We start from the raw sequence: 20,595 nt of genomic DNA, 5'->3' as shown, positions 1-20,595 counted from the left end.
ACTGGGGTGAACGAACGCAGTCAACGCACCTGCAGCTTGAAGTATGACGAGTTTTAACAGGAATGAATTATGGAAGAGGTAATTTCTCTTTGGCCATTGACGGGGATCGCCGTCATCGTGGTCGGATTTCTTTTACGTTTTAACCCGGTATTGGTGGTCATTATTGCCGGGATCGTCACCGGGTTGGCGGCGCATATGCCGATCGCCACTATCCTCGAAAAACTGGGTGAAGGTTTTCTCAACACCCGCAACCTGCCGTTTATCTTATTGATTCCACTGGCGGTCATCGGCCTGCTGGAGCGCCATGGCCTGAAAGAACGCGCCCAGGCGTGGATCGCGAAAATCCGTAGCGCCACCAGCGGCCGTTTGCTGATTGTCTATCTGTTTATTCGTGAAGCGACCGCCGCGCTGGGACTAACCAGTCTGGGTGGCCATCCGCAAATGGTGCGTCCGCTGCTGGCGCCGATGGCAGAAGGGGCCGCTGAGAAAAATCACGGTGAACTGCCAGGCTCTGTACGCTATCGCCTGCGTGCGATGTCAGCGGCGACCGATAACGTTGGGCTGTTTTTCGGCGAAGATATCTTTGTTGCCTTTGGGGCAATCATCTTCATGCACAACTTTATGCTGGAGTCCGGCGGGATCCAGACCGAGCCGTTGCACATTGCCCTGTGGGGGATCCCAACGGCGATTTGTGCCTTCCTGATCCACGGTGCGCGCTTGTGGCGGCTGGATAGCTATCTGCAACGAGAAGTCGCGAAAGCGAATGCCGCAGCGAAAGGAGAAGCGAAATGAATTTTCAGCAAAGCTATCTCTACTGGCTGGCGGGTGCGGTCTTGTTGATTGTGGCCGTGATGTCCTGGCAGGACAAAGCGAACCCCCGGCGTTTAACCACCGGTCTGTTCTGGGGCGTGTATGGTCTACTATTTTTGCTGGGTGACTGGACCTATTCACTGTTTGGCGATAAACGTACGGTGCATATCGCGGTGGGTATCGCGGTGGTCGTACTGGCGCTGATCGCCGGTTTTGGCGGCGTGAAGCTCGGCAGCTACCATCAACGTACGCAACAACAGCGTGAAGAAAGCGCCAGTCGACTGGGCAACCGGCTGTTTTTCCCGGCGCTGGCGATCCCGGTGGTCACTGTTGTCGGCGTGCTGATGTTCAATCATATTCCGGGTTTACAGAATGCGCTGTTTGGGCCGGGGAATCACGCCACGCTGGTGACGCTGTTTTCAATGACCGCCGGTTCGCTGATTGGTCTGGCAATGGCGGTTAAAATGACCCATGAGCGGGCACATCAGCCGATTCAGGAAGCGCGTCGTCTGCTGGACTCCATCGGCTGGGCGTTCATTCTGCCGCAAATTCTTGCCACGCTCGGACTGCTGTTTACGGCGGCGGGTGTCGGCAGCGGCATTTCGTATCTGACGCAGGAATATCTGGCAGTGGACAGCCGCTTTATTGCGGTGGCGGTGTACACCATTGGCATGGCGCTGCTGACCATGATTATGGGTAACGCCTTTGCCGCCTTCCCGATTGTGACCGCCGGGATTGGGATTCCAATCCTCGTCTTGCAGCACGGCGGCAATCCGGCGGTGATGGCGGCAATTGGTATGTTCTCCGGGTATTGCGGAACGCTGATGACGCCGATGGCGGCAAACTTTAACATCGTGCCAGCGGCGCTGCTGGAGCTGCCGGATAAAAACGCGGTGATTAAAGCGCAGGTGCCGACCGGCATCCTGCTGTTGCTGGTGAATGTGTTCCTGATGTATTTCCTGATGTTCCTGTAAGGAGGAAGGATGAAAACGGTATTAATCACCGGATTTGAACCCTTTGGCGGCGAGTCAGTTAACCCTTCCTGGGAAGTGGTCTCGGGGCTCGACAATGCTATCATCGCTGGATGCCGCGTCGTGGCGCGCCAACTGCCGTGCGTATTTGGCGAATCTCTGGCAGTGCTCAATACTGCGATTGATACGCTGTCACCGTCGCTGGTGCTGGCGGTCGGTCAGGCCGGAGGTCGTACAGACATCACCGTTGAACGCGTTGCTATCAACGTGGACGATGCGCGTATTGCGGATAACCGTGGCCAGCAACCGGTAGATGAACCGATTGTGGCCGATGGCCCGGCGGCGTGGTTCAGCACACTGCCGATCAAAGCCATGGTGGCGGCCATGCGCAGCGCCGGTATTCCGGCATCGGTTTCGCAAACCGCAGGTACCTTCGTCTGTAACCATGTGATGTATGGGCTGCTGCACAAACTGCAAAATACGCCGACGGTGAAGGGGGGATTCATTCATATCCCTTATCTGCCACAGCAGGCTGCAGCCCATCCTGGTGCGCCAAGTATGGCGAGTGATACGGTGCGTCGTGCGCTGGAAATCGCCATCGTCACGGCGTTACAGGTGGAGCGCGATATCGCCGTGACGGGCGGTGCAACTCATTAACAAAGGACAGTATTATGCCTGAAGGCCCGGAGATCCGCCGCGCGGCGGATACCCTGGAGGCGGCAGTCAAAGGCAAACCGTTGACGGATGTCTGGTTTGCCTTTGAGCAGTTAAAACCGTACCAATCTCAACTGATTGGGCTGCGTATTACCCAGCTCGAAACGCGGGGTAAAGCCTTACTCACCCACTTTTCCAATGGGTTGACGTTATATAGCCATAACCAACTGTACGGCGTCTGGCGGGTAGTGGACACGGGGAATATTCCGGACACTACCCGCGTGTTGCGCGTCAGGCTGCAAACCGCCGATAAAACTATCCTGCTCTATAGCGCGTCGGATATCGAAATACTGACGTCAGAACAGCTCACTACCCACCCCTTCCTGCAGCGGGTAGGGCCGGACGTGCTGGATCTGCACTTAACACCCGCTGAAGTCAAAACGCGTCTGCTGTCACCGCGTTTTCGCAATCGGCAGTTTTCCGGCCTGCTGCTGGATCAGACGTTTCTCGCGGGATTGGGTAACTACCTGCGGGTAGAGATCCTCTGGCAGGTTGGGCTGACGGGGCAACATAAAGCGTCGCAGTTGAGCGAACAACAGTTGGACGCGCTGGCGCAGGCGCTGCTCGATATTCCGCGTTTATCCTATAACACTCGTGGACTGGCTGATGAGAATAAGCATCACGGGGCGCTGTTTCGCTTTAAAGTCTTTCACCGCGACGGTGAAGCCTGCGAGCGATGCGGCGGGATTATTGAAAAAACGATGCTGTCGTCAAGACCATTTTACTGGTGTCCGGGTTGTCAGAAATAACATAACATGACGCGGTCCCGGTGATGCAGAGGGATATGTCGAATAAGGTCACCTGAATCTCTCAAGGTGATGAGCAGGAGTGGAATATGGATGTTAATCGTTTTTTTTGTACCGCCTTACTTATCGCAACAGCCGGTTTCTTTGCCGCGTCGGCCAGTGCTGCTGAATCGGTAGCCCCTCAATGTGAGTCCGGGCCGCGGGATATGGAATATATTTATGAACACGGAGCCCAGACTCGTTGTTTTTATCCTGCCATGACGCTGGAAGAAACGTATCAGGCACTGAGAAAAGCACGGTCGGACCGTCAAAACCTGACACCCACGTTGACCCCAGGTAAGGATCGTAAAATAGAAAATCTTGGGGATACTGCTCTCGTGGAATATGTCTGGAAAGGCAAAAACAATCTGCATATTACGCAGAATTTTCCGGGTGGTATGACCGAGTTTATGTTTACTGTGGATGAATCCGGAACGACCGTGACGGAGATTGGGCACCCGGATTAACGCCCCGCGTTAAGACGGCGGTTTTCTCGGCGCATGTGCCGAGATAAAGCGGGCGATGGCCGGCCCGGTGAGCAAAATGCTGAACAGCCGCAGGGTTTGCATTGCCATGATCAGCGCCATATCGGCGTGGCTTCCTGCGGCAATCACCGCGACGGAGTCCACGCCACCAGGACTGGTCGCCAGATAAGCGGTGAGAAAATCTATCTGCATGTAATGCGCCAGTCCCCACGCCATGGCGGCGCAAATCGCCATCAGTGAAAAAATGGACAACAGGATCTGTGGCAACGGGCGCAGCGCCATAAAAAAGATCTGCTTGTCAAAACCGAGACCAATTTGCCAACCGATGGCCATATAGGCTACCGCCAGCAGCCATTCCGGCAGTTCAATCACCATCACACCATTTGCGTTCAGCAGCGCGCCAGCCAGCATCGGCAGCAGCATCACGCCCGAGGGAATGCGTAGTACACGCCCGGCAATCCCGGCAACAGAGGCCAGCAATAGGGTACTGAACAGGTTGATGCTCAGCGGCGGAAACCAGACCATTTGCTCGCTGACCGCTTGCGCTCGATCGCCCATTACCAGTCGAGTAACCAGCACTGCAGCGCCCACCACCAGTAACACCCGCAGATACTGCATAAAGGCTACCAGGCGAATATCAGCGCCATATTCCTGCGCCATCGCAACCATTGCCGCCGCGCCGCCAGGTGAAGATCCCCACGCGCCGGTATTGCCCGGCAGCTTACTGTAGCGTACCAACAGCCAGCCAATTGCGGTGCTGGAGATAAGGGTCGCCAGCAGGATGGCAATCACCATCGGCCAGTGTGCCGCAAGTATCGTTAAAATCGAACCGGTGAGGTTTTGCGCAATCATGCAGCCGAGAATGGCCTGCGCAGCAAGAAAGGTACAGCGAGGCGGGTGCAGGGCAATGTCACGCAAACTGAACAATATGCCAACGATCATTGAACCGAGCAGTAGCGGTCCCGGGAGATGGATAAACAGAAAGAGCAGGGAAAGAAGTAATGACAGCACAAACAATGCGGCCCACTGCAAAACAGGCATCCCATGCTCCAGAGTATCATTAAGTAACACTCAGTAAATCATAGAGAAAGCTGGATGAAAACAACGGGGGTCAAGAAAAAGAAAGAATGTGCCGGGCACAGCAAGATGCGGATTATCCGGCCTACGGAAATAAAAACGTAGGCCGGATAAGCGATAGCGCCATCCGGCAGAGAATTAGCGCTTAATATCAGCCTTAAAATCACGCTTGTCGTAGCCGGTGTACAGCTGACGAGGACGGGCGATTTTCATGCCGTCGGTGTGCATTTCGTTCCAGTGAGCAATCCAGCCAACGGTACGCGCCATGGCAAAGATCACGGTGAACATGGAAGACGGAATGCCCATCGCTTTCAGAATGATACCGGAGTAGAAGTCGACGTTCGGGTACAGTTTCTTCTCGATGAAGTACGGGTCGTTCAGCGCGATGTGCTCAAGCTCCATCGCCACTTCCAGCAGATCATCTTTAGTGCCCAGTTCTTTCAGCACTTCATGGCAGGTTTCACGCATCACGGTGGCGCGTGGGTCATAGTTTTTGTAAACACGGTGACCAAAGCCCATCAGGCGGAAAGAGTCATTTTTGTCTTTCGCGCGGCGAACAAATTCTGGAATGTGTTTAACCGAGCTGATTTCTTCCAGCATCTTCAGTGCGGCTTCGTTTGCGCCGCCGTGTGCCGGTCCCCACAGGGAAGCAATACCGGCAGCGATACAGGCAAACGGGTTAGCGCCAGAAGATCCCGCGGTACGTACGGTAGAGGTTGAGGCGTTCTGTTCGTGGTCGGCGTGCAGGATCAGAATACGGTCCATTGCGCGTTCCAGGATCGGATTCACTTCATATTTTTCGCACGGCGTGGAGAACATCATGTTCAGGAAGTTACCGGCGTAAGACAGGTCATTGCGCGGGTAAACAAACGGCTGACCGATGGAATATTTGTAGCACATTGCGGCCATGGTCGGCATTTTGGACAGCAGACGGAAGGCGGCAATTTCACGATGGCGCGGATTATTCACGTCCAGAGAGTCGTGGTAGAACGCAGCCAGCGCCCCGGTGACACCGCACATCACGGCCATCGGGTGGGAGTCGCGGCGGAAACCGTGGAACAGACGGGTGATCTGCTCGTGGATCATGGTATGGCGAGTGACCGTGGTTTTGAACTCGTCGTACTCTTCCTGCGTCGGTTTTTCACCGTACAGCAAGATATAACACACTTCCAGATAGTTAGATTCGGTTGCCAACTGGTCAATCGGGAAGCCGCGATGCAGCAAAATACCTTCGTCACCGTCGATGAACGTAATTTTGGATTCGCAGGATGCGGTAGAGGTGAAACCTGGGTCAAAAGTAAACATGCCTTTTGAGCCAAGGCTACGAATATCAATAACGTCCTGACCGAGCGTGCCTTTTAGCACATCCAGTTCGATAGCAATATCACCGTTTAGAGTGAGTTTTGCTTTAGTATCAGCCATTTACGGTCTCCTTAGCGCCTTATTGCTTAAGACTACTCAGGTGAGATCTGTTTCAACTCATCAATTAACCGTTACCACTTTGTTATTCGGCTCGCCGCTCTGCGAAGAGGAGAAAACCAGGGTACAGAGCAATGGGCGCTTGCAGGTAAATCAGTTAACTCATGGTGAATTAGCAACAAATCAACAACTTAGCAATCCGAATTATTAAACCTGTCTACACTAATAACTGTCCTGAATTCATTGGTCAACCTTTCCACACTGTTACATAACTTACTCATCGGTGAAAGAGTGACCCCATAACTTTTACGCATTATATGCTTTTTCTGGTGTCGTTTGTAACAAGTTTGTTTAATGATTGTCAAATCAGATGATTAAAAATTAAAATAATGTTGTTATCGTGACCTATGTCACTGTTCGGGATAAAACCCGACAAACTATATGTAGGTTAATTGTAATGATTTTGTGAACGTCCTATACTGCCGCCAGGTCTCCGGAATACCCTGCAATCCCGAGCCAACCAGCGTTGTAACGTGTCGTTTTAGCAACTGGAAGCAGTGTTTTATATGACGCGTAGTTATAGTAAGGACGCTGTCTGACCCGCACGCAGACCGGAGGAAGGAAATCCCGTCGTCTTTCAGGCAACAGGAGTCTTCATCTTCTGTACCCGAAGTCTAAAGGGAATAATAAGAACAGCATGTGGGCGTTATTCATGATAAGAAATGTGAAAAAACAAAGACCTGTCAATCTGGATCTGCAAACGATTCGGTTCCCAATCACGGCGATAGCGTCCATTCTCCATCGCGTATCTGGAGTGATCACCTTCGTGGCGGTCGGGATACTGTTGTGGTTATTGGGTACCAGCCTTTCCTCCCCTGAAGGTTTCCTCGCGGCGTCTTCCATTATGAATAACGTCTTTGTGGAGTTAATTCTGTGGGGAATTCTGATAGCACTGGCCTACCACGCCGTCATGGGCATTCGCCATCTGTTGATGGATTTTGGCTACATCGAAGAAACCCTCGAAGCAGGGACGCGTTCTGCCAAAATTTCTTTTGTTATCATTGTCGTGCTTTCACTTCTCGCAGGAGTCCTCGTATGGTAAGCAACGCCTCCGCATTAGGACGCAACGGCGTACATGACTTCATTCTGGTCCGTGCTACCGCTATCGTTCTGACGTTATACATCATCTATATGGTCGGCTTCTTCGCCACCAGTGGCACGCTGACCTGGGAAATCTGGACTGGTTTCTTCTCATCGGCATTCACCAGAGTCTTCACCCTGCTGGCACTATTTTCTATCTTGATTCATGCCTGGATTGGCATGTGGCAGGTGTTGACCGACTACGTTAAACCACTGGCCGTGCGCCTGATTCTGCAACTGGCGATTGTCGTTGCACTGGTGGTTTACGTCATTTATGGATTCGTTGTGGTGTGGGGTGTGTAATGAAACTGCCAGTCAGAGAATTTGATGCTGTTGTGATTGGTGCCGGTGGCGCAGGTATGCGCGCGGCGCTGCAAATTTCCCAGAGCGGCCAGACCTGTGCGCTGCTCTCCAAAGTGTTCCCAACCCGTTCCCATACCGTTTCCGCGCAGGGTGGCATCACCGTTGCGCTCGGTAATACCCATGAAGATAACTGGGAATGGCACATGTACGACACCGTTAAAGGGTCGGATTACATTGGTGACCAGGACGCGATTGAATATATGTGTAAGACCGGCCCGGAAGCGATTCTGGAACTGGACCATATGGGCCTGCCGTTCTCGCGTCTTGACGATGGCACTATCTATCAACGTCCGTTTGGGGGTCAGTCGAGAAACTTCGGCGGCGAGCAGGCGGCACGTACAGCAGCAGCAGCTGACCGTACCGGTCATGCGCTGTTGCACACGCTGTATCAGCAGAACCTGAAAAACCATACCACCATTTTCTCTGAGTGGTACGCGCTGGATCTGGTGAAAAACGCCGATGGTGCAGTGGTCGGGTGTACCGCGCTGTGTATCGAAACCGGTGAAGTGGTTTACTTCAAAGCCCGCGCCACCGTGCTGGCGACCGGCGGCGCAGGCCGTATTTACCAGTCCACCACCAACGCGCATATCAACACCGGTGACGGCGTTGGCATGGCAATCCGTGCCGGTGTACCGGTGCAGGATATGGAAATGTGGCAGTTCCACCCAACCGGTATCGCCGGGGCAGGGGTTCTGGTCACTGAAGGTTGCCGTGGTGAAGGCGGTTACCTGCTGAACAAACACGGTGAGCGCTTTATGGAGCGTTATGCCCCGAATGCGAAAGACCTGGCGGGTCGTGACGTGGTGGCGCGTTCTATCATGATCGAAATCCGTGAAGGTCGTGGCTGTGACGGTCCATGGGGCCCACATGCCAAGCTGAAACTCGACCATCTGGGTAAAGAGGTTCTTGAGTCCCGTCTGCCGGGCATCCTTGAACTCTCCCGTACCTTTGCTCACGTTGACCCGGTGAAAGAACCTATTCCGGTTATCCCAACCTGCCACTACATGATGGGCGGCGTGCCGACCAAAGTAACCGGTCAGGCGCTGACCGTGAACGAGCAGGGCGAAGACGTGGTGATTCCTGGGCTGTTTGCGGTGGGCGAAATCGCCTGCGTATCGGTTCACGGCGCCAACCGTCTGGGCGGCAACTCGCTGCTGGATCTGGTGGTGTTCGGTCGTGCGGTGGGTCTGCATCTGCAGGAATCTATCGCCGAGCAGGGTGACCTTCGCGATGCAACAGAAGACGAGATTGATGCTTCTCTGGAACGACTGAACCGCTGGAACGGCAACCGTGACGGCGAAGATCCTGTGGTCATCCGTAAAGCGCTGCAGGAATGTATGCAGCATAACTTCTCGGTATTCCGTGAAGGTGACGCGATGGCGAAGGGTCTTGAAGAGCTGAAGGTGATTCGTGAACGCCTGAAAAATGCCCGTCTGGATGATACCTCCAGCGAGTTCAACACCCAGCGCGTTGAGTGTCTGGAGTTGGATAACCTGATGGAAACTGCTTACGCCACGGCGGTGTCTGCAAACTTCCGTACCGAAAGCCGTGGCGCGCATAGCCGCTTCGACTTCCCGGAACGTGACGATGAAAACTGGCTGTGCCATTCCCTGTACCTGCCAGAATCGGAATCCATGACACGACGTCAGGTCAACATGGAACCGAAACTGCGCCCGGCATTCCCGCCGAAGATTCGTACTTATTAATGCGGAGACAGGACAATGAAACTCGAGTTTTCAGTTTATCGTTATAACCCGGACGTAGACGATGCTCCGCATATGCAGGATTACACCCTGGAAGCGGAAGAAGGTCGCGACATGATGCTGCTGGATGCGTTGATGCAGCTGAAGGAAAAAGACCCGTCACTGTCGTTCCGTCGCTCTTGCCGTGAAGGCGTTTGTGGCTCCGACGGCCTGAACATGAACGGCAAAAATGGTCTGGCCTGTATCACACCTATTTCTGCGCTGAATCAGCCGGGCAAAAAAATTGTCATCCGCCCGTTGCCGGGTTTACCGGTGGTGCGCGATTTGGTGGTAGACATGGGGCAATTCTACGCACAGTATGAGAAGATTAAACCTTACTTGTTGAATAATGGGAAAAATCCACCGGCTCGTGAGCATTTACAAATGCCTGAGCAGCGTGAGAAGCTCGATGGGCTGTATGAATGTATTTTATGTGCATGCTGCTCAACGTCCTGCCCGTCATTCTGGTGGAATCCGGACAAGTTTATTGGCCCGGCAGGTCTGCTGGCTGCGTACCGCTTCCTGATTGACAGTCGCGATACCGAAACCGACAGCCGCCTGGAAGGGCTAAGTGACGCTTTCAGCGTATTCCGCTGCCATAGCATCATGAACTGCGTCAGTGTATGTCCTAAGGGGCTGAACCCGACGCGCGCCATCGGCCATATTAAGTCGATGCTGCTGAAGCGTAGTGCATAAGTCGTTGTTGCCGGATGGCGACGTAAACGTCTTATCCGGCCTACAGGTACAATCCCGTAGGCCTGATAAGTGAAGCGCCATCAGGCAAATCGTTAATGCAGGAAACCTCTAAAAACTGCCTCTTATCTCTGACAGTTTTTAAAGGTTCCTTCGCGAGCCAAACAAAAAGAGCTCGCAAGTGAACCCCGGCACGCATACTCCATATGCGTGGTAGTATCCACGGCGAAATACTCGTCATAGTTCAGGTTGCATGTGCGTTGGCTGCACTTGCTCACCCCGGTCACTTACTGGCTGTAAGCTCCCAGGGATTCGCAAGCTTGCCGCCTTCCTGAAACGTGAACTATTTAGAGTATTAAATAAGCAGAAAAGATGCTTAAGGGATCACGATGCAGAACAGCGCTTTGAAAGCCTGGTTGGACTCTTCTTACCTCTCTGGTTCGAACCAGAGTTGGATAGAACAGCTCTATGAAGACTTCTTAACCGACCCTGACTCGGTAGATGCTAACTGGCGTTCGACGTTCCAGCAGTTACCTGGTACCGGAGTCAAACCGGATCAACTCCATTCAAAAACGCGTGATTATTTCCGTCGTCAGGCGTTGGCTACCCCACGTTACTCTTCTTCTATTTCCGACCCTGATGCCAATGTGAAGCAGGTTAAAGTCCTGCAGCTCATCAACGCATACCGTTTCCGCGGTCATCAGCAAGCGAATCTCGATCCACTGGGACTGTGGCAGCAAGAAAACGTGGCCGATCTGGATCCGTCTTTCCACGATCTGACCGAAGCCGATCTTCAGGAAAGCTTTAACGTCGGTTCTTTTGCCGGTGGCAAAGATACGATGAAGCTGGGCGAGTTACTGGAAGCACTGAAGCAAACTTACTGCGGCCCGATTGGCGCTGAGTACATGCACATCACCAGCACCGAAGAGAAACGCTGGCTTCAACAGCGTATCGAATCCGGTCGCGCGGCGTTCAGTGGCGAAGAGAAAAAACGTTTCCTCAGTGAACTGACCGCAGCAGAAGGTCTGGAGCGCTACCTGGGGGCCAAGTTCCCGGGGGCTAAACGCTTCTCGCTGGAAGGTGGTGATGCGTTAATTCCGATGCTCAAAGAGATGATTCGCCATGCTGGCAACAGCGGCACGCGTGAAGTGGTTCTGGGCATGGCGCACCGTGGTCGTTTGAACGTGCTGGTGAACGTACTGGGTAAACGTCCACAAGAACTGTTCGACGAATTTGCGGGCAAACATAAAGAACACCTCGGTACCGGTGACGTGAAGTACCACATGGGCTTCTCATCGGATATCGAAACCGAAGGCGGTCTGGTTCACCTGGCGCTGGCGTTTAACCCGTCGCACCTGGAGATCGTCAGCCCGGTGGTTATCGGTTCCGTTCGTGCGCGTCTGGACAGACTGGATGAGCCGAGCAGCAATAAAGTTCTGCCGATCACCATTCACGGTGACGCAGCGGTAACCGGGCAAGGCGTGGTTCAGGAAACCCTGAACATGTCGAAAGCGCGCGGCTACGAAGTCGGCGGCACCGTTCGTATCGTTATCAACAACCAGGTCGGTTTCACCACCTCTAACCCACTGGATGCGCGTTCCACGCCGTATTGCACCGACATTGGTAAGATGGTGATGGCGCCGATTTTCCACGTCAATGCGGATGACCCGGAAGCGGTCGCTTTCGTGACGCGTCTGGCGCTGGATTTCCGTAATACCTTTAAACGCGATGTGTTCATTGATCTGGTGTGCTACCGCCGTCACGGCCATAACGAAGCCGACGAGCCGAGCGCAACCCAGCCGCTGATGTATCAGAAAATCAAAAAACACCCGACGCCGCGCAAAATCTACGCTGACAAACTGGAAACCGATAAAGTTGTTACGCTGGAAGACGCGACCGAAATGGTCAACCTGTATCGTGATGCGTTAGATGCGGGTGAATGCGTGGTGAAAGAGTGGCGTCCAATGAACATGCACTCCTTCACCTGGTCACCGTACCTCAACCACGATTGGGACGAAAACTACCCGAGCAAGGTTGAAATGAAGCGTTTGCAGGAACTGGCAAAACGCATCAGTACCGTACCTGAAGCGGTTGAAATGCAGTCGCGTGTCGCCAAGATTTACGGTGACCGTCAGTCAATGGCCGCCGGCGAGAAGCTGTTCGACTGGGGTGGCGCTGAGAATCTGGCCTACGCCACGCTGGTAGACGAAGGCATTCCGGTTCGTCTGTCGGGTGAAGACTCCGGTCGCGGGACCTTCTTCCACCGCCATGCGGTGATCCACAACCAGGCGAACGGTTCAACCTACACCCCATTGCAGCACGTGCATAACGGTCAGGGCACGTTCCGCGTATGGGACTCCGTTCTGTCTGAAGAAGCGGTGCTGGCATTTGAATACGGCTACGCCACGGCTGAGCCGCGCACGCTGACCATCTGGGAAGCACAGTTTGGCGACTTCGCCAACGGCGCACAGGTGGTTATCGACCAGTTCATCTCCTCTGGCGAGCAGAAATGGGGCCGCATGTGTGGTCTGGTGATGCTGCTGCCGCACGGCTATGAAGGTCAGGGTCCGGAGCACTCCTCCGCGCGTCTGGAACGTTATCTGCAACTCTGCGCCGAGCAGAACATGCAGGTTTGCGTCCCGTCTACCCCGGCTCAGGTGTACCACATGCTGCGTCGTCAGGCGCTGCGCGGTATGCGCCGTCCACTGGTGGTGATGTCACCGAAGTCATTGCTGCGTCATCCGCTGGCGGTGTCCACGCTGGACGAACTGGCTAACGGTGCGTTCCTGCCAGCCATTGGCGAGATTGATGAACTGGATCCGAAAGGCGTGAAGCGCGTTGTAATGTGTTCTGGTAAGGTTTATTACGACCTGCTGGAGCAACGCCGCAAGAATGGTCAGAAAGATGTTGCCATTGTGCGCATCGAACAGCTTTATCCGTTCCCGCATAAAGCGATGCAGGACGTGTTGAAACAGTACGCTCACGTACATGATTTTGTCTGGTGCCAGGAAGAGCCGCTCAACCAGGGCGCATGGTACTGCAGCCAGCATCATTTCCGTGAAGTGATTCCATTTGGGTCTGCTCTGCGTTACGCAGGTCGCCCGGCCTCTGCCTCACCGGCAGTAGGATATATGTCCGTTCACCAGAAGCAGCAACAAGATCTGGTCAATGACGCGCTGAACGTCGATTAAATAAAGGATAAATAATGAGTAGCGTAGATATTCTTGTTCCCGACCTGCCTGAATCTGTGGCTGACGCAACCGTAGCGACCTGGCATAAAAAACCGGGCGATAGCGTTAAGCGCGATGAAGTGCTGGTAGAAATCGAAACTGACAAAGTGGTACTGGAAGTACCGGCATCAGCGGACGGTATTCTTGATGCGGTTCTGGAAGATGAAGGGACAACCGTCACGTCTCGCCAGATCCTCGGTCGCCTGCGTGAAGGTAACAGCGCCGGGAAAGAGACCAGCGCCAAGTCTGAAGAAAAAGATTCTACTCCGGCGCAGCGCCAGCAAGCCTCGCTCTCCGAGCAGAATAACGATGCCCTGAGCCCGGCGATTCGTCGCCTGCTGGGTGAGCATAACCTCGAAGCCAGCGCCATTAATGGTACCGGCGTCGGCGGCCGCATCACTCGTGAAGATGTTGAAAAACATCTGGCTAAAGCGCCGGCAGCGAAAGCGGAAGCCAAAGCGCCGGCAGCCGCACCTGCCGCTCAACCTGCACTGGGTACGCGTGGTGAGAAACGTGTTCCGATGACCCGTCTGCGTAAGCGCGTGGCCGAGCGTCTGCTGGAAGCGAAAAACTCCACCGCGATGCTGACGACCTTCAACGAAGTCAACATGAAGCCAATCATGGATCTGCGTAAGCAGTACGGTGATGCGTTTGAAAAACGTCACGGTATCCGTCTGGGCTTTATGTCGTTCTACGTGAAAGCCGTGGTTGAAGCGCTGAAACGCTTCCCGGAAGTCAACGCCTCTATCGATGGCGATGACGTGGTATATCACAACTACTTTGATGTCAGCATGGCGGTCTCTACGCCGCGCGGCCTGGTGACTCCGGTTCTGCGCAATGTTGACCTGTTGGGTATGGCTGACATCGAGAAAAATATCAAAGAATTGGCAGTGAAAGGTCGCGACGGCAAGTTGACGGTCGAGGATCTGACGGGCGGGAACTTCACTATCACTAACGGTGGTGTGTTCGGTTCCTTGATGTCTACGCCGATCATCAACCCGCCGCAGAGCGCCATCCTGGGAATGCATGCCATCAAAGACAGGCCGATGGCGGTAGACGGCAAGGTTGAAATCCTGCCGATGATGTATCTGGCGCTGTCTTATGACCACCGCCTGATCGATGGTCGTGAGTCAGTGGGCTTCCTGGTGACCATTAAAGAGTTGCTGGAAGATCCAACGCGTCTGCTGTTAGACGTGTAACAATAAAGAGTATCACCTGCCCCGTAGGTCTGCGGCCTTATCAGGCCTACGGGTTATAAGATAACGATTACCTGAAGGATGGACAGAACACATGAACTTACATGAATATCAGGCAAAACAACTTTTTGCCCGCTATGGCTTACCGGCACCGGTGGGTTATGCCTGTACTACTCCGCGTGAAGCCGAAGAAGCTGCCTCTAAAATCGGCGCAGGTCCATGGGTAGTAAAATGTCAGGTTCACGCTGGTGGCCGCGGTAAAGCGGGCGGTGTGAAGGTCGTGAACAGCAAAGAAGACATTCGCGCTTTTGCTGAACACTGGCTGGGTAAACGTCTGGTCACTTACCAGACGGACGCCAATGGCCAACCGGTAAATCAGATTCTGGTTGAAGCTGCGACCGATATTGGTAAAGAACTTTACCTCGGCGCTGTGGTTGACCGTAGCTCCCGTCGCGTGGTCTTTATGGCCTCTACCGAAGGCGGCGTGGAAATCGAAAAAGTCGCGGAAGAAACCCCGCACCTGATCCACAAAGTCGCACTGGATCCGCTGGCGGGCCCAATGCCGTATCAGGGACGTGAGCTGGCATTCAAACTGGGTCTGGAAGGTAAACAGGTTCAGCAGTTCACCAAAATCTTTATGGGTCTGGCGACCATCTTCCTTGAGCGTGACCTGGCGCTGATCGAAATCAACCCGTTGGTTGTCACCAAGCAGGGCGACCTGATTTGCCTCGACGGCAAACTGGGTGCTGACGGCAACGCACTGTTCCGCCAGGCTGACCTGCGCGAAATGCGCGACCAGTCTCAGGAAGATCCGCGTGAAGCGCAGGCAGCACAGTGGGAGCTGAACTACGTTGCGCTGGATGGCAACATCGGTTGCATGGTTAACGGCGCGGGCCTGGCGATGGGCACCATGGACATCGTTAAGCTGCACGGCGGCGAACCGGCTAACTTCCTCGACGTTGGCGGTGGCGCGACCAAAGAGCGCGTGACCGAAGCGTTCAAAATCATCCTTTCTGACGACAATGTTAAAGCCGTTCTGGTTAACATCTTCGGCGGTATCGTACGTTGCGACCTGATCGCTGACGGTATCATCGGCGCGGTAGCGGAAGTGGGCGTTAACGTACCTGTTGTTGTCCGTCTGGAAGGCAACAATGCCGAACTCGGCGCGAAAAAATTGGCTGACAGCGGCCTGAATATTATTGCAGCGAAAAGTCTGACGGATGCAGCTCAGCAGGTTGTTGCCGCAGTGGAGGGGAAATAATGTCCGTTTTAATTAATAAAGATACCAAGGTAATCTGCCAGGGCTTCACCGGCAGCCAGGGGACATTCCACTCAGAACAAGCGATTGCTTACGGTACACAAATGGTCGGCGGCGTTACGCCGGGCAAAGGCGGCACCACCCATCTGGGTCTGCCGGTGTTCAACACCGTACGTGAAGCGGTAGAAGCGACCGGCGCGACGGCATCAGTTATCTATGTACCGGCACCGTTCTGCAAAGATTCCATTCTGGAAGCTGTCAACGCGGGCATCAAACTGATCATCACCATCACCGAAGGTATTCCGACGCTGGATATGCTGACCGTGAAAGTGGCGCTGGATGAAGCAGGCGTGCGTATGATTGGCCCGAACTGCCCAGGCGTTATCACCCCGGGCGAATGCAAAATCGGTATCATGCCGGGTCACATTCACAAACCGGGCAAAGTGGGCATCGTTTCCCGTTCCGGTACGCTGACCTATGAAGCGGTTAAGCAGACCACTGACTACGGTTTCGGCCAGTCCACCTGTGTGGGCATCGGTGGGGATCCGATCCCAGGTTCTAACTTTATCGACATTCTGAAGCTGTTCGAGGAAGATCCGCAAACCGAAGCGATTGTCATGATCGGTGAGATCGGCGGCAGCGCGGAAGAAGAAGCCGCAGCCTACATTAAAGATCATGTGACCAAACCGGTGGTCGGCTACATCGCTGGCGTGACCGCGCCGAAAGGCAAACGTATGGGCCATGCGGGCGCGATTATCTCTGGTGGTAAAGGGACGGCGGATGAGAAGTTCGCTGCACTGGAAGCCGCTGGTGTGAAAACCGTACGCAGCCTGGCCGATATCGGCGAAGCGCTGAAGACCGTAATTAAGTAATAAGTAAAAAAACAGCCCTGACTATCAATATGGTCAAGGGCTGTTCCCGTTTCGACATGGTTGGCCATCTGATGATGGCCTTTTTTATTTTCTGCAATCCACCATCTTGAAATTTGATCACAATCATCTTCACAAATGAGATTATTTTTTGCGGTCAGCATCATTCTTTCTTTAGACTAAATTCTGCATATTACCGGCTTTAATATCAACATTGCCGGAGGATGGCGTGCCGCTGAAAATTAAGGATGACGACTTACAGTGTTTTTTCTCCATCGCCGATGTTTTTGCCAGAGCGACAGGATTAGCGACGGTAGTGATTGATGTTACAGGCAAGGTGATATCGGATTGCCATAATTTTAACGCATTCTGTACACTCATGCGTACCAATGAACAGTACCGAGCGAGTTGTCAAAAGTGTGATAAGTATTGCGCTTTTGAAGGGTTAAAACAGCTAAAACCAAGAATACTCTGCTGTTATGCAGGATTAAGCCTCTTCTCAATGCCACTCATTAATGAAGGGAATCTTTGCGGTTTTATTATCTGTGGCCAAGTACGAGCCAAATATCAGGAATATAAAACGATAGTTATAGATGAGCAATCACAATGGATGAGCGACCCTGAAATAAAGGCTGCATGGGATCGCGTGATTGTTGTAGATAATAATATATTGACCGCGTCGGCAAACTTACTGAACTTTATTGTTAATAATTATGAACGAAAGGATACGGTAGATGAAATGGTTAATACCCCTAAAGTAAGTACCCCGCAGATTTATTTTACCGAGCTTTCCCGGCATGAAAAGAAACTCATGGAGGCGCTACGTTATATTGATGAGAATTTATATAGCGAGCTATCTCTTGAATCCGTGGCAGCGCATGTTTGTTTGAGTGCTAACTATTTTAGCCGCTTCTTTAAGAAACGTCAGGGAGTGAATTTTAAAACATGGGTAAATCAGAAGAAAATGCAAAAAGCGGGCGAATTATTGCATGATCCTGTGCATTCAATAGACAGCATTGCCCGGAAACTTCAGTACGCGCAAACCAGTTACTTTTGCCGTGTTTTCCGGGCGGCGCATCAAACGTCACCCCAGTCTTTTCGTCACGCGAGACTTTCGCAGTAGAGGCTTTCCGGTAGCGCGAGGGCTTCAGGAATAAAAGACAGTCTGTCGCTTAGGCTCACAACCTCACCGATAACGATCAGCGCGGGTGGCACGATGTTCGCTTCCTGCGCTTTGTTCAGTAATGACCCCAACGTACAAGTCAGTCGGCGCTGATTCTCCCGCGTAGCGGACATGATAATAGCGGCGGGGGTGTCGGCAGATTTTCCCCCCATGAGCAACTCTTCACAAATAAACGCCAGATTGGCGATCCCCATCACGATAACCAGCGTACCGTTGAGTTTGGCCAGCTGACGCCAGTCCTGCTGCTGATTTCCTTCACGCGTATGACCGGTGACCACGTGAAATCCTGAAGCATAATCGCGATGCGTGACCGGAATACCGGCGCAGGTCAGGCCGCCAATAGTGGAACTGATGCCAGGTACGACTTCAAAAGGTATGCCGATTTCCACGAGATCCTCAACTTCTTCAGCCCCCCGGCCAAACACGTAAGGATCGCCGCCTTTTAAGCGCACGATATGGTGATGGGTTTCAGCATACTGGACCAGCAGCGCGTTGATTTCATCCTGTGGCACACAATGAAAGCCCGGATTTTTGCCGACATTGATGAGCTGGCAATCAGGTGCCGCCCATTCCAAAATTTTAGGATTGACCAGCCTGTCGTAAATAATGACATCGGCCTGCTTAATGCACATCATTGCTTTGAGGGTGAGTAACGATATATCACCGGGACCGGCGCCAACGAGCCAGACCTTTCCGAAAGTTTTCACATTGTGTCCTTTATCACGTCTAACATTAGAATGGCAGAAACTACATCAAGGAATGATTAAAAGCAGTCGTTTGCCGGGTGGTTATAACACTAAATTATCCTAAAATATCGCAGCAATAATATTGATTAAACTCGCATAGTTTTTTCTGCAATAAACAAGATCATTTGAAAAATTATTAAGAACTTATAAGCACTATTTGCCCAAGTTTAACCTTATTTAAATTGTGTTTACTGCCCGGCTTGCGTATTATTGGTTAATATTTATCCGCCTCAGTGTGAGTAAATCATGGATTGGATCAATGACATCAATGGACAAAATAAAATATAACTCTCGATGTTTATCTGGGTGTATTGAAATTTATTTTATAAATTAAACGTTTTTTGTACGCTGCATATGGAAGAGGTTATGAGAGGAAAAATACCGAAGACGGAGTTGCTGGTAACTTTTGAAGTGGTTGCGCGTCACGAAAGTTATACCCGGGCAGCAGAAGAGCTTGCGTTGACACAAAGTGCTGTTTTTCGCCAGGTGAATGCGCTGGAGGACTTTCTAAATACAGCGCTATTTAATCATGCCAAAAAGCGTATTTTCTTAAATGCGGCAGGGAAGCATTATTTAACTATCGTCAAGGAAACGCTTAACAAACTGGAACGTGACACCACTACCATAATGACCTGGCAACCGACCGTGCAGGTTATTGAGTTGGCGGTTAATCCTACGTTTAGTACGCACTGGCTGATTCCTAACTTACGTGAGTTCAATAAACTTAACCCTGATATTATCGTCAATATCCATTCTTTGGCGAATATCGGCGATTTTCTCAATCGTGAGTATGATGCGGCAATCATGCGGGAAGATTTTTACTCGCCATGGTCTGGGGTCGAGTACCTTTTTGAAGAGGAAATTTTACCCGTATGCAGCAGATGCCTGCTGAACGAAGCCGATCGCAAGCTGGCGGTAACCGATCTGCTGAATGAGTTTCCTCTGTTGCACCAAAGTACGCGTATCAAAGGCTGGCAGGAATGGTTTGCATTGTCTGATGTCAGCAGTCCGTTAGTCAATAAAGGTCCGCGCTTTGATTTGCTCTCGATGCTGATCGCGGCGGTACGCTCGAATTTGGGCGTTGCGTTGTTACCTCGATTTGCTATTCAGCACGATCTGGACTGCGGTGATATGGTGATTCCCTGCGATGTTCCGATGCGTACCGGCAACCGGTTTATTATGACGTGGCGTGAAGAGAAAACGGAATCTCCGCATTTACAGACTTTCCGTAACTGGTTGCTTGGTAAATCCGTGGTGTCAGTGTCGTGATGACAACGTCGGCCTACAATGCTGTAGGCCGGATTGTTATTCTTACCAGTCGATTCCAACCTGAGCCTGAATACCGCTATCAAACGCGTGCTTGACCGGACGCATCTCACTGACCGTATCGGCAAGTTCCAGTAAAAGCGTGTGGCATCCGCGGCCTGTGACAATTACACTCTGTTCGGCTGGACGATTCTCGATGGCAGCGATCACTTCCTGAGTATCCAGATAGTGATACGCCAACATATACGTCAGTTCATCCAGTACCACCAGGTCGTACTGCGCATCGGCGAGCATGCGCTTACTTTCCTGCCAGACCACCGTTGCTGCCGCAATGTCCGCTTCCTTGTTCTGGGTTTCCCAGGTGAAGCCGGTGCCCATAATATGGAATTCAACGCCGAGCGGTTGTAACGTGTTGTATTCGCCATTATCCCACTGGCCTTTAATAAACTGCGCGACGCCAACGGTTTTTCCATGGCCGACCGCGCGCGTCGCGGTACCAAAGGCGGCTGTGGATTTCCCTTTACCGTTGCCGGTGAAGACAATCAAAATCCCTTTCTTTTCCGTTGCCGCCGCCACGCGGGTATCAACCTGATCTTTCAGTTTCTGCTGACGCTGGCGGTGCCTGTCGTCATTGGCTCGCGCTTCCAT

19 protein-coding genes are annotated in these 20,595 nt (G+C 52.6%); 15 read left to right on the top strand and 4 right to left on the bottom strand.

The window, feature by feature from the left end; genetic code table 11:
• The first annotated feature begins 69 nt into the window (after positions 1 to 69).
• From FDW98_RS02100 to FDW98_RS02080, 5 genes are all read left to right on the top strand, one after another.
• Positions 70 to 792, top strand: coding sequence for a DUF969 domain-containing protein (locus FDW98_RS02100; protein WP_096757850.1), 723 nt, complete (start codon positions 70 to 72; stop codon positions 790 to 792).
• A complete protein-coding gene (locus FDW98_RS02095) occupies positions 789 to 1,784 on the top strand; it encodes a DUF979 domain-containing protein (protein ID WP_096757849.1) in 996 nt (331 codons plus the stop codon). The genes FDW98_RS02100 and FDW98_RS02095 overlap by 4 nt, the downstream gene beginning before the upstream one ends.
• 9 nt (positions 1,785 to 1,793) lie before the next feature.
• Positions 1,794 to 2,438, top strand: coding sequence for a pyroglutamyl-peptidase I (pcp, locus tag FDW98_RS02090; RefSeq protein WP_096757848.1), 645 nt, complete (start codon positions 1,794 to 1,796; stop codon positions 2,436 to 2,438).
• 14 nt (positions 2,439 to 2,452) lie between these two features.
• The gene (gene nei / locus FDW98_RS02085) at positions 2,453 to 3,244 is read left to right on the top strand and encodes an endonuclease VIII (RefSeq protein WP_096757847.1); all 792 of its coding nucleotides are present in this window, start codon (positions 2,453 to 2,455) and stop codon (positions 3,242 to 3,244) included.
• An 86-nt stretch (positions 3,245 to 3,330) separates the two neighbouring features.
• Entirely contained in the window at positions 3,331 to 3,747 is a 417-nt protein-coding gene (locus FDW98_RS02080; RefSeq protein ID WP_096757846.1) for a hypothetical protein, read from the top strand.
• 9 nt (positions 3,748 to 3,756) lie between these two features.
• On the opposite strand, the gene FDW98_RS02075 is transcribed toward FDW98_RS02080, so the two are convergent.
• On the bottom strand, positions 3,757 to 4,806 hold the full coding sequence (locus tag FDW98_RS02075; RefSeq protein ID WP_096757845.1) for an AbrB family transcriptional regulator: 1,050 nt from the start codon (positions 4,804 to 4,806) through the stop codon (positions 3,757 to 3,759).
• 174 nt (positions 4,807 to 4,980) lie between these two features.
• A complete protein-coding gene (locus FDW98_RS02070) occupies positions 4,981 to 6,264 on the bottom strand; it encodes a citrate synthase (RefSeq protein WP_096757844.1) in 1,284 nt (427 codons plus the stop codon).
• 694 nt (positions 6,265 to 6,958) lie between these two features.
• Here FDW98_RS02070 and sdhC point away from each other — a divergent pair.
• From sdhC to FDW98_RS02025, 9 genes are all read left to right on the top strand, one after another.
• Entirely contained in the window at positions 6,959 to 7,363 is a 405-nt protein-coding gene (gene sdhC, locus FDW98_RS02065) for a succinate dehydrogenase cytochrome b556 subunit (protein ID WP_170975189.1), read from the top strand.
• Complete coding sequence (gene sdhD / locus FDW98_RS02060) at positions 7,357 to 7,704, top strand: succinate dehydrogenase membrane anchor subunit (RefSeq protein ID WP_096757842.1); 348 nt, start codon at positions 7,357 to 7,359, stop codon at positions 7,702 to 7,704. Before sdhC ends, sdhD begins: the two co-directional genes overlap by 7 nt.
• Positions 7,704 to 9,470, top strand: coding sequence for a succinate dehydrogenase flavoprotein subunit (sdhA, locus tag FDW98_RS02055; RefSeq protein ID WP_096757841.1), 1,767 nt, complete (start codon positions 7,704 to 7,706; stop codon positions 9,468 to 9,470). The genes sdhD and sdhA overlap by 1 nt, the downstream gene beginning before the upstream one ends.
• 15 nt (positions 9,471 to 9,485) lie before the next feature.
• Complete coding sequence (gene sdhB / locus FDW98_RS02050) at positions 9,486 to 10,202, top strand: succinate dehydrogenase iron-sulfur subunit SdhB (RefSeq protein ID WP_032948848.1); 717 nt, start codon at positions 9,486 to 9,488, stop codon at positions 10,200 to 10,202.
• 386 nt (positions 10,203 to 10,588) lie between these two features.
• Positions 10,589 to 13,390 (top strand): 2-oxoglutarate dehydrogenase E1 component, encoded by a 2,802-nt coding sequence (gene sucA, locus FDW98_RS02045; RefSeq protein ID WP_096757840.1) that lies wholly within the window; start codon positions 10,589 to 10,591, stop codon positions 13,388 to 13,390.
• Positions 13,391 to 13,404: 14 nt separating this feature from the next.
• Positions 13,405 to 14,628 carry a 2-oxoglutarate dehydrogenase complex dihydrolipoyllysine-residue succinyltransferase gene (odhB, locus tag FDW98_RS02040; RefSeq protein ID WP_096757839.1) on the top strand — a complete coding sequence of 408 codons (1,224 nt, stop codon included), beginning with the start codon at positions 13,405 to 13,407 and terminating at the stop codon, positions 14,626 to 14,628.
• Positions 14,629 to 14,719: 91 nt separating this feature from the next.
• Entirely contained in the window at positions 14,720 to 15,886 is a 1,167-nt protein-coding gene (sucC, locus tag FDW98_RS02035) for an ADP-forming succinate--CoA ligase subunit beta (RefSeq protein ID WP_096757838.1), read from the top strand.
• Complete coding sequence (gene sucD, locus FDW98_RS02030; protein ID WP_096757837.1) at positions 15,886 to 16,755, top strand: succinate--CoA ligase subunit alpha; 870 nt, start codon at positions 15,886 to 15,888, stop codon at positions 16,753 to 16,755. The genes sucC and sucD overlap by 1 nt, the downstream gene beginning before the upstream one ends.
• A gap of 226 nt (positions 16,756 to 16,981) precedes the next feature.
• Positions 16,982 to 17,875, top strand: coding sequence for a PocR ligand-binding domain-containing protein (locus tag FDW98_RS02025; RefSeq protein WP_096757836.1), 894 nt, complete (start codon positions 16,982 to 16,984; stop codon positions 17,873 to 17,875).
• Here the strand turns inward: FDW98_RS02025 and cobA are convergent.
• Positions 17,854 to 18,642 (bottom strand): uroporphyrinogen-III C-methyltransferase, encoded by a 789-nt coding sequence (gene cobA, locus FDW98_RS02020; RefSeq protein WP_096757835.1) that lies wholly within the window; start codon positions 18,640 to 18,642, stop codon positions 17,854 to 17,856. The genes FDW98_RS02025 and cobA overlap by 22 nt on opposite strands.
• 405 nt (positions 18,643 to 19,047) lie before the next feature.
• Here cobA and FDW98_RS02015 point away from each other — a divergent pair, with 405 nt between their 5' ends.
• A complete protein-coding gene (locus FDW98_RS02015; RefSeq protein ID WP_096757834.1) occupies positions 19,048 to 19,950 on the top strand; it encodes a LysR substrate-binding domain-containing protein in 903 nt (300 codons plus the stop codon).
• A 42-nt stretch (positions 19,951 to 19,992) separates the two neighbouring features.
• On the opposite strand, the gene cobO is transcribed toward FDW98_RS02015, so the two are convergent.
• Positions 19,993 to 20,595, bottom strand: a complete 603-nt coding sequence (cobO, locus tag FDW98_RS02010; RefSeq protein ID WP_096757833.1) for a cob(I)yrinic acid a,c-diamide adenosyltransferase — start codon at positions 20,593 to 20,595, stop codon at positions 19,993 to 19,995.

The organism is Citrobacter sp. wls711 (genome assembly GCF_005281055.1).
Lineage (GTDB): Bacteria > Pseudomonadota > Gammaproteobacteria > Enterobacterales > Enterobacteriaceae > Citrobacter > Citrobacter gillenii.
The sequence above is the reverse complement of the archived record's forward strand: the minus strand, read 5'-3'. Positions and strand labels throughout refer to the sequence as shown.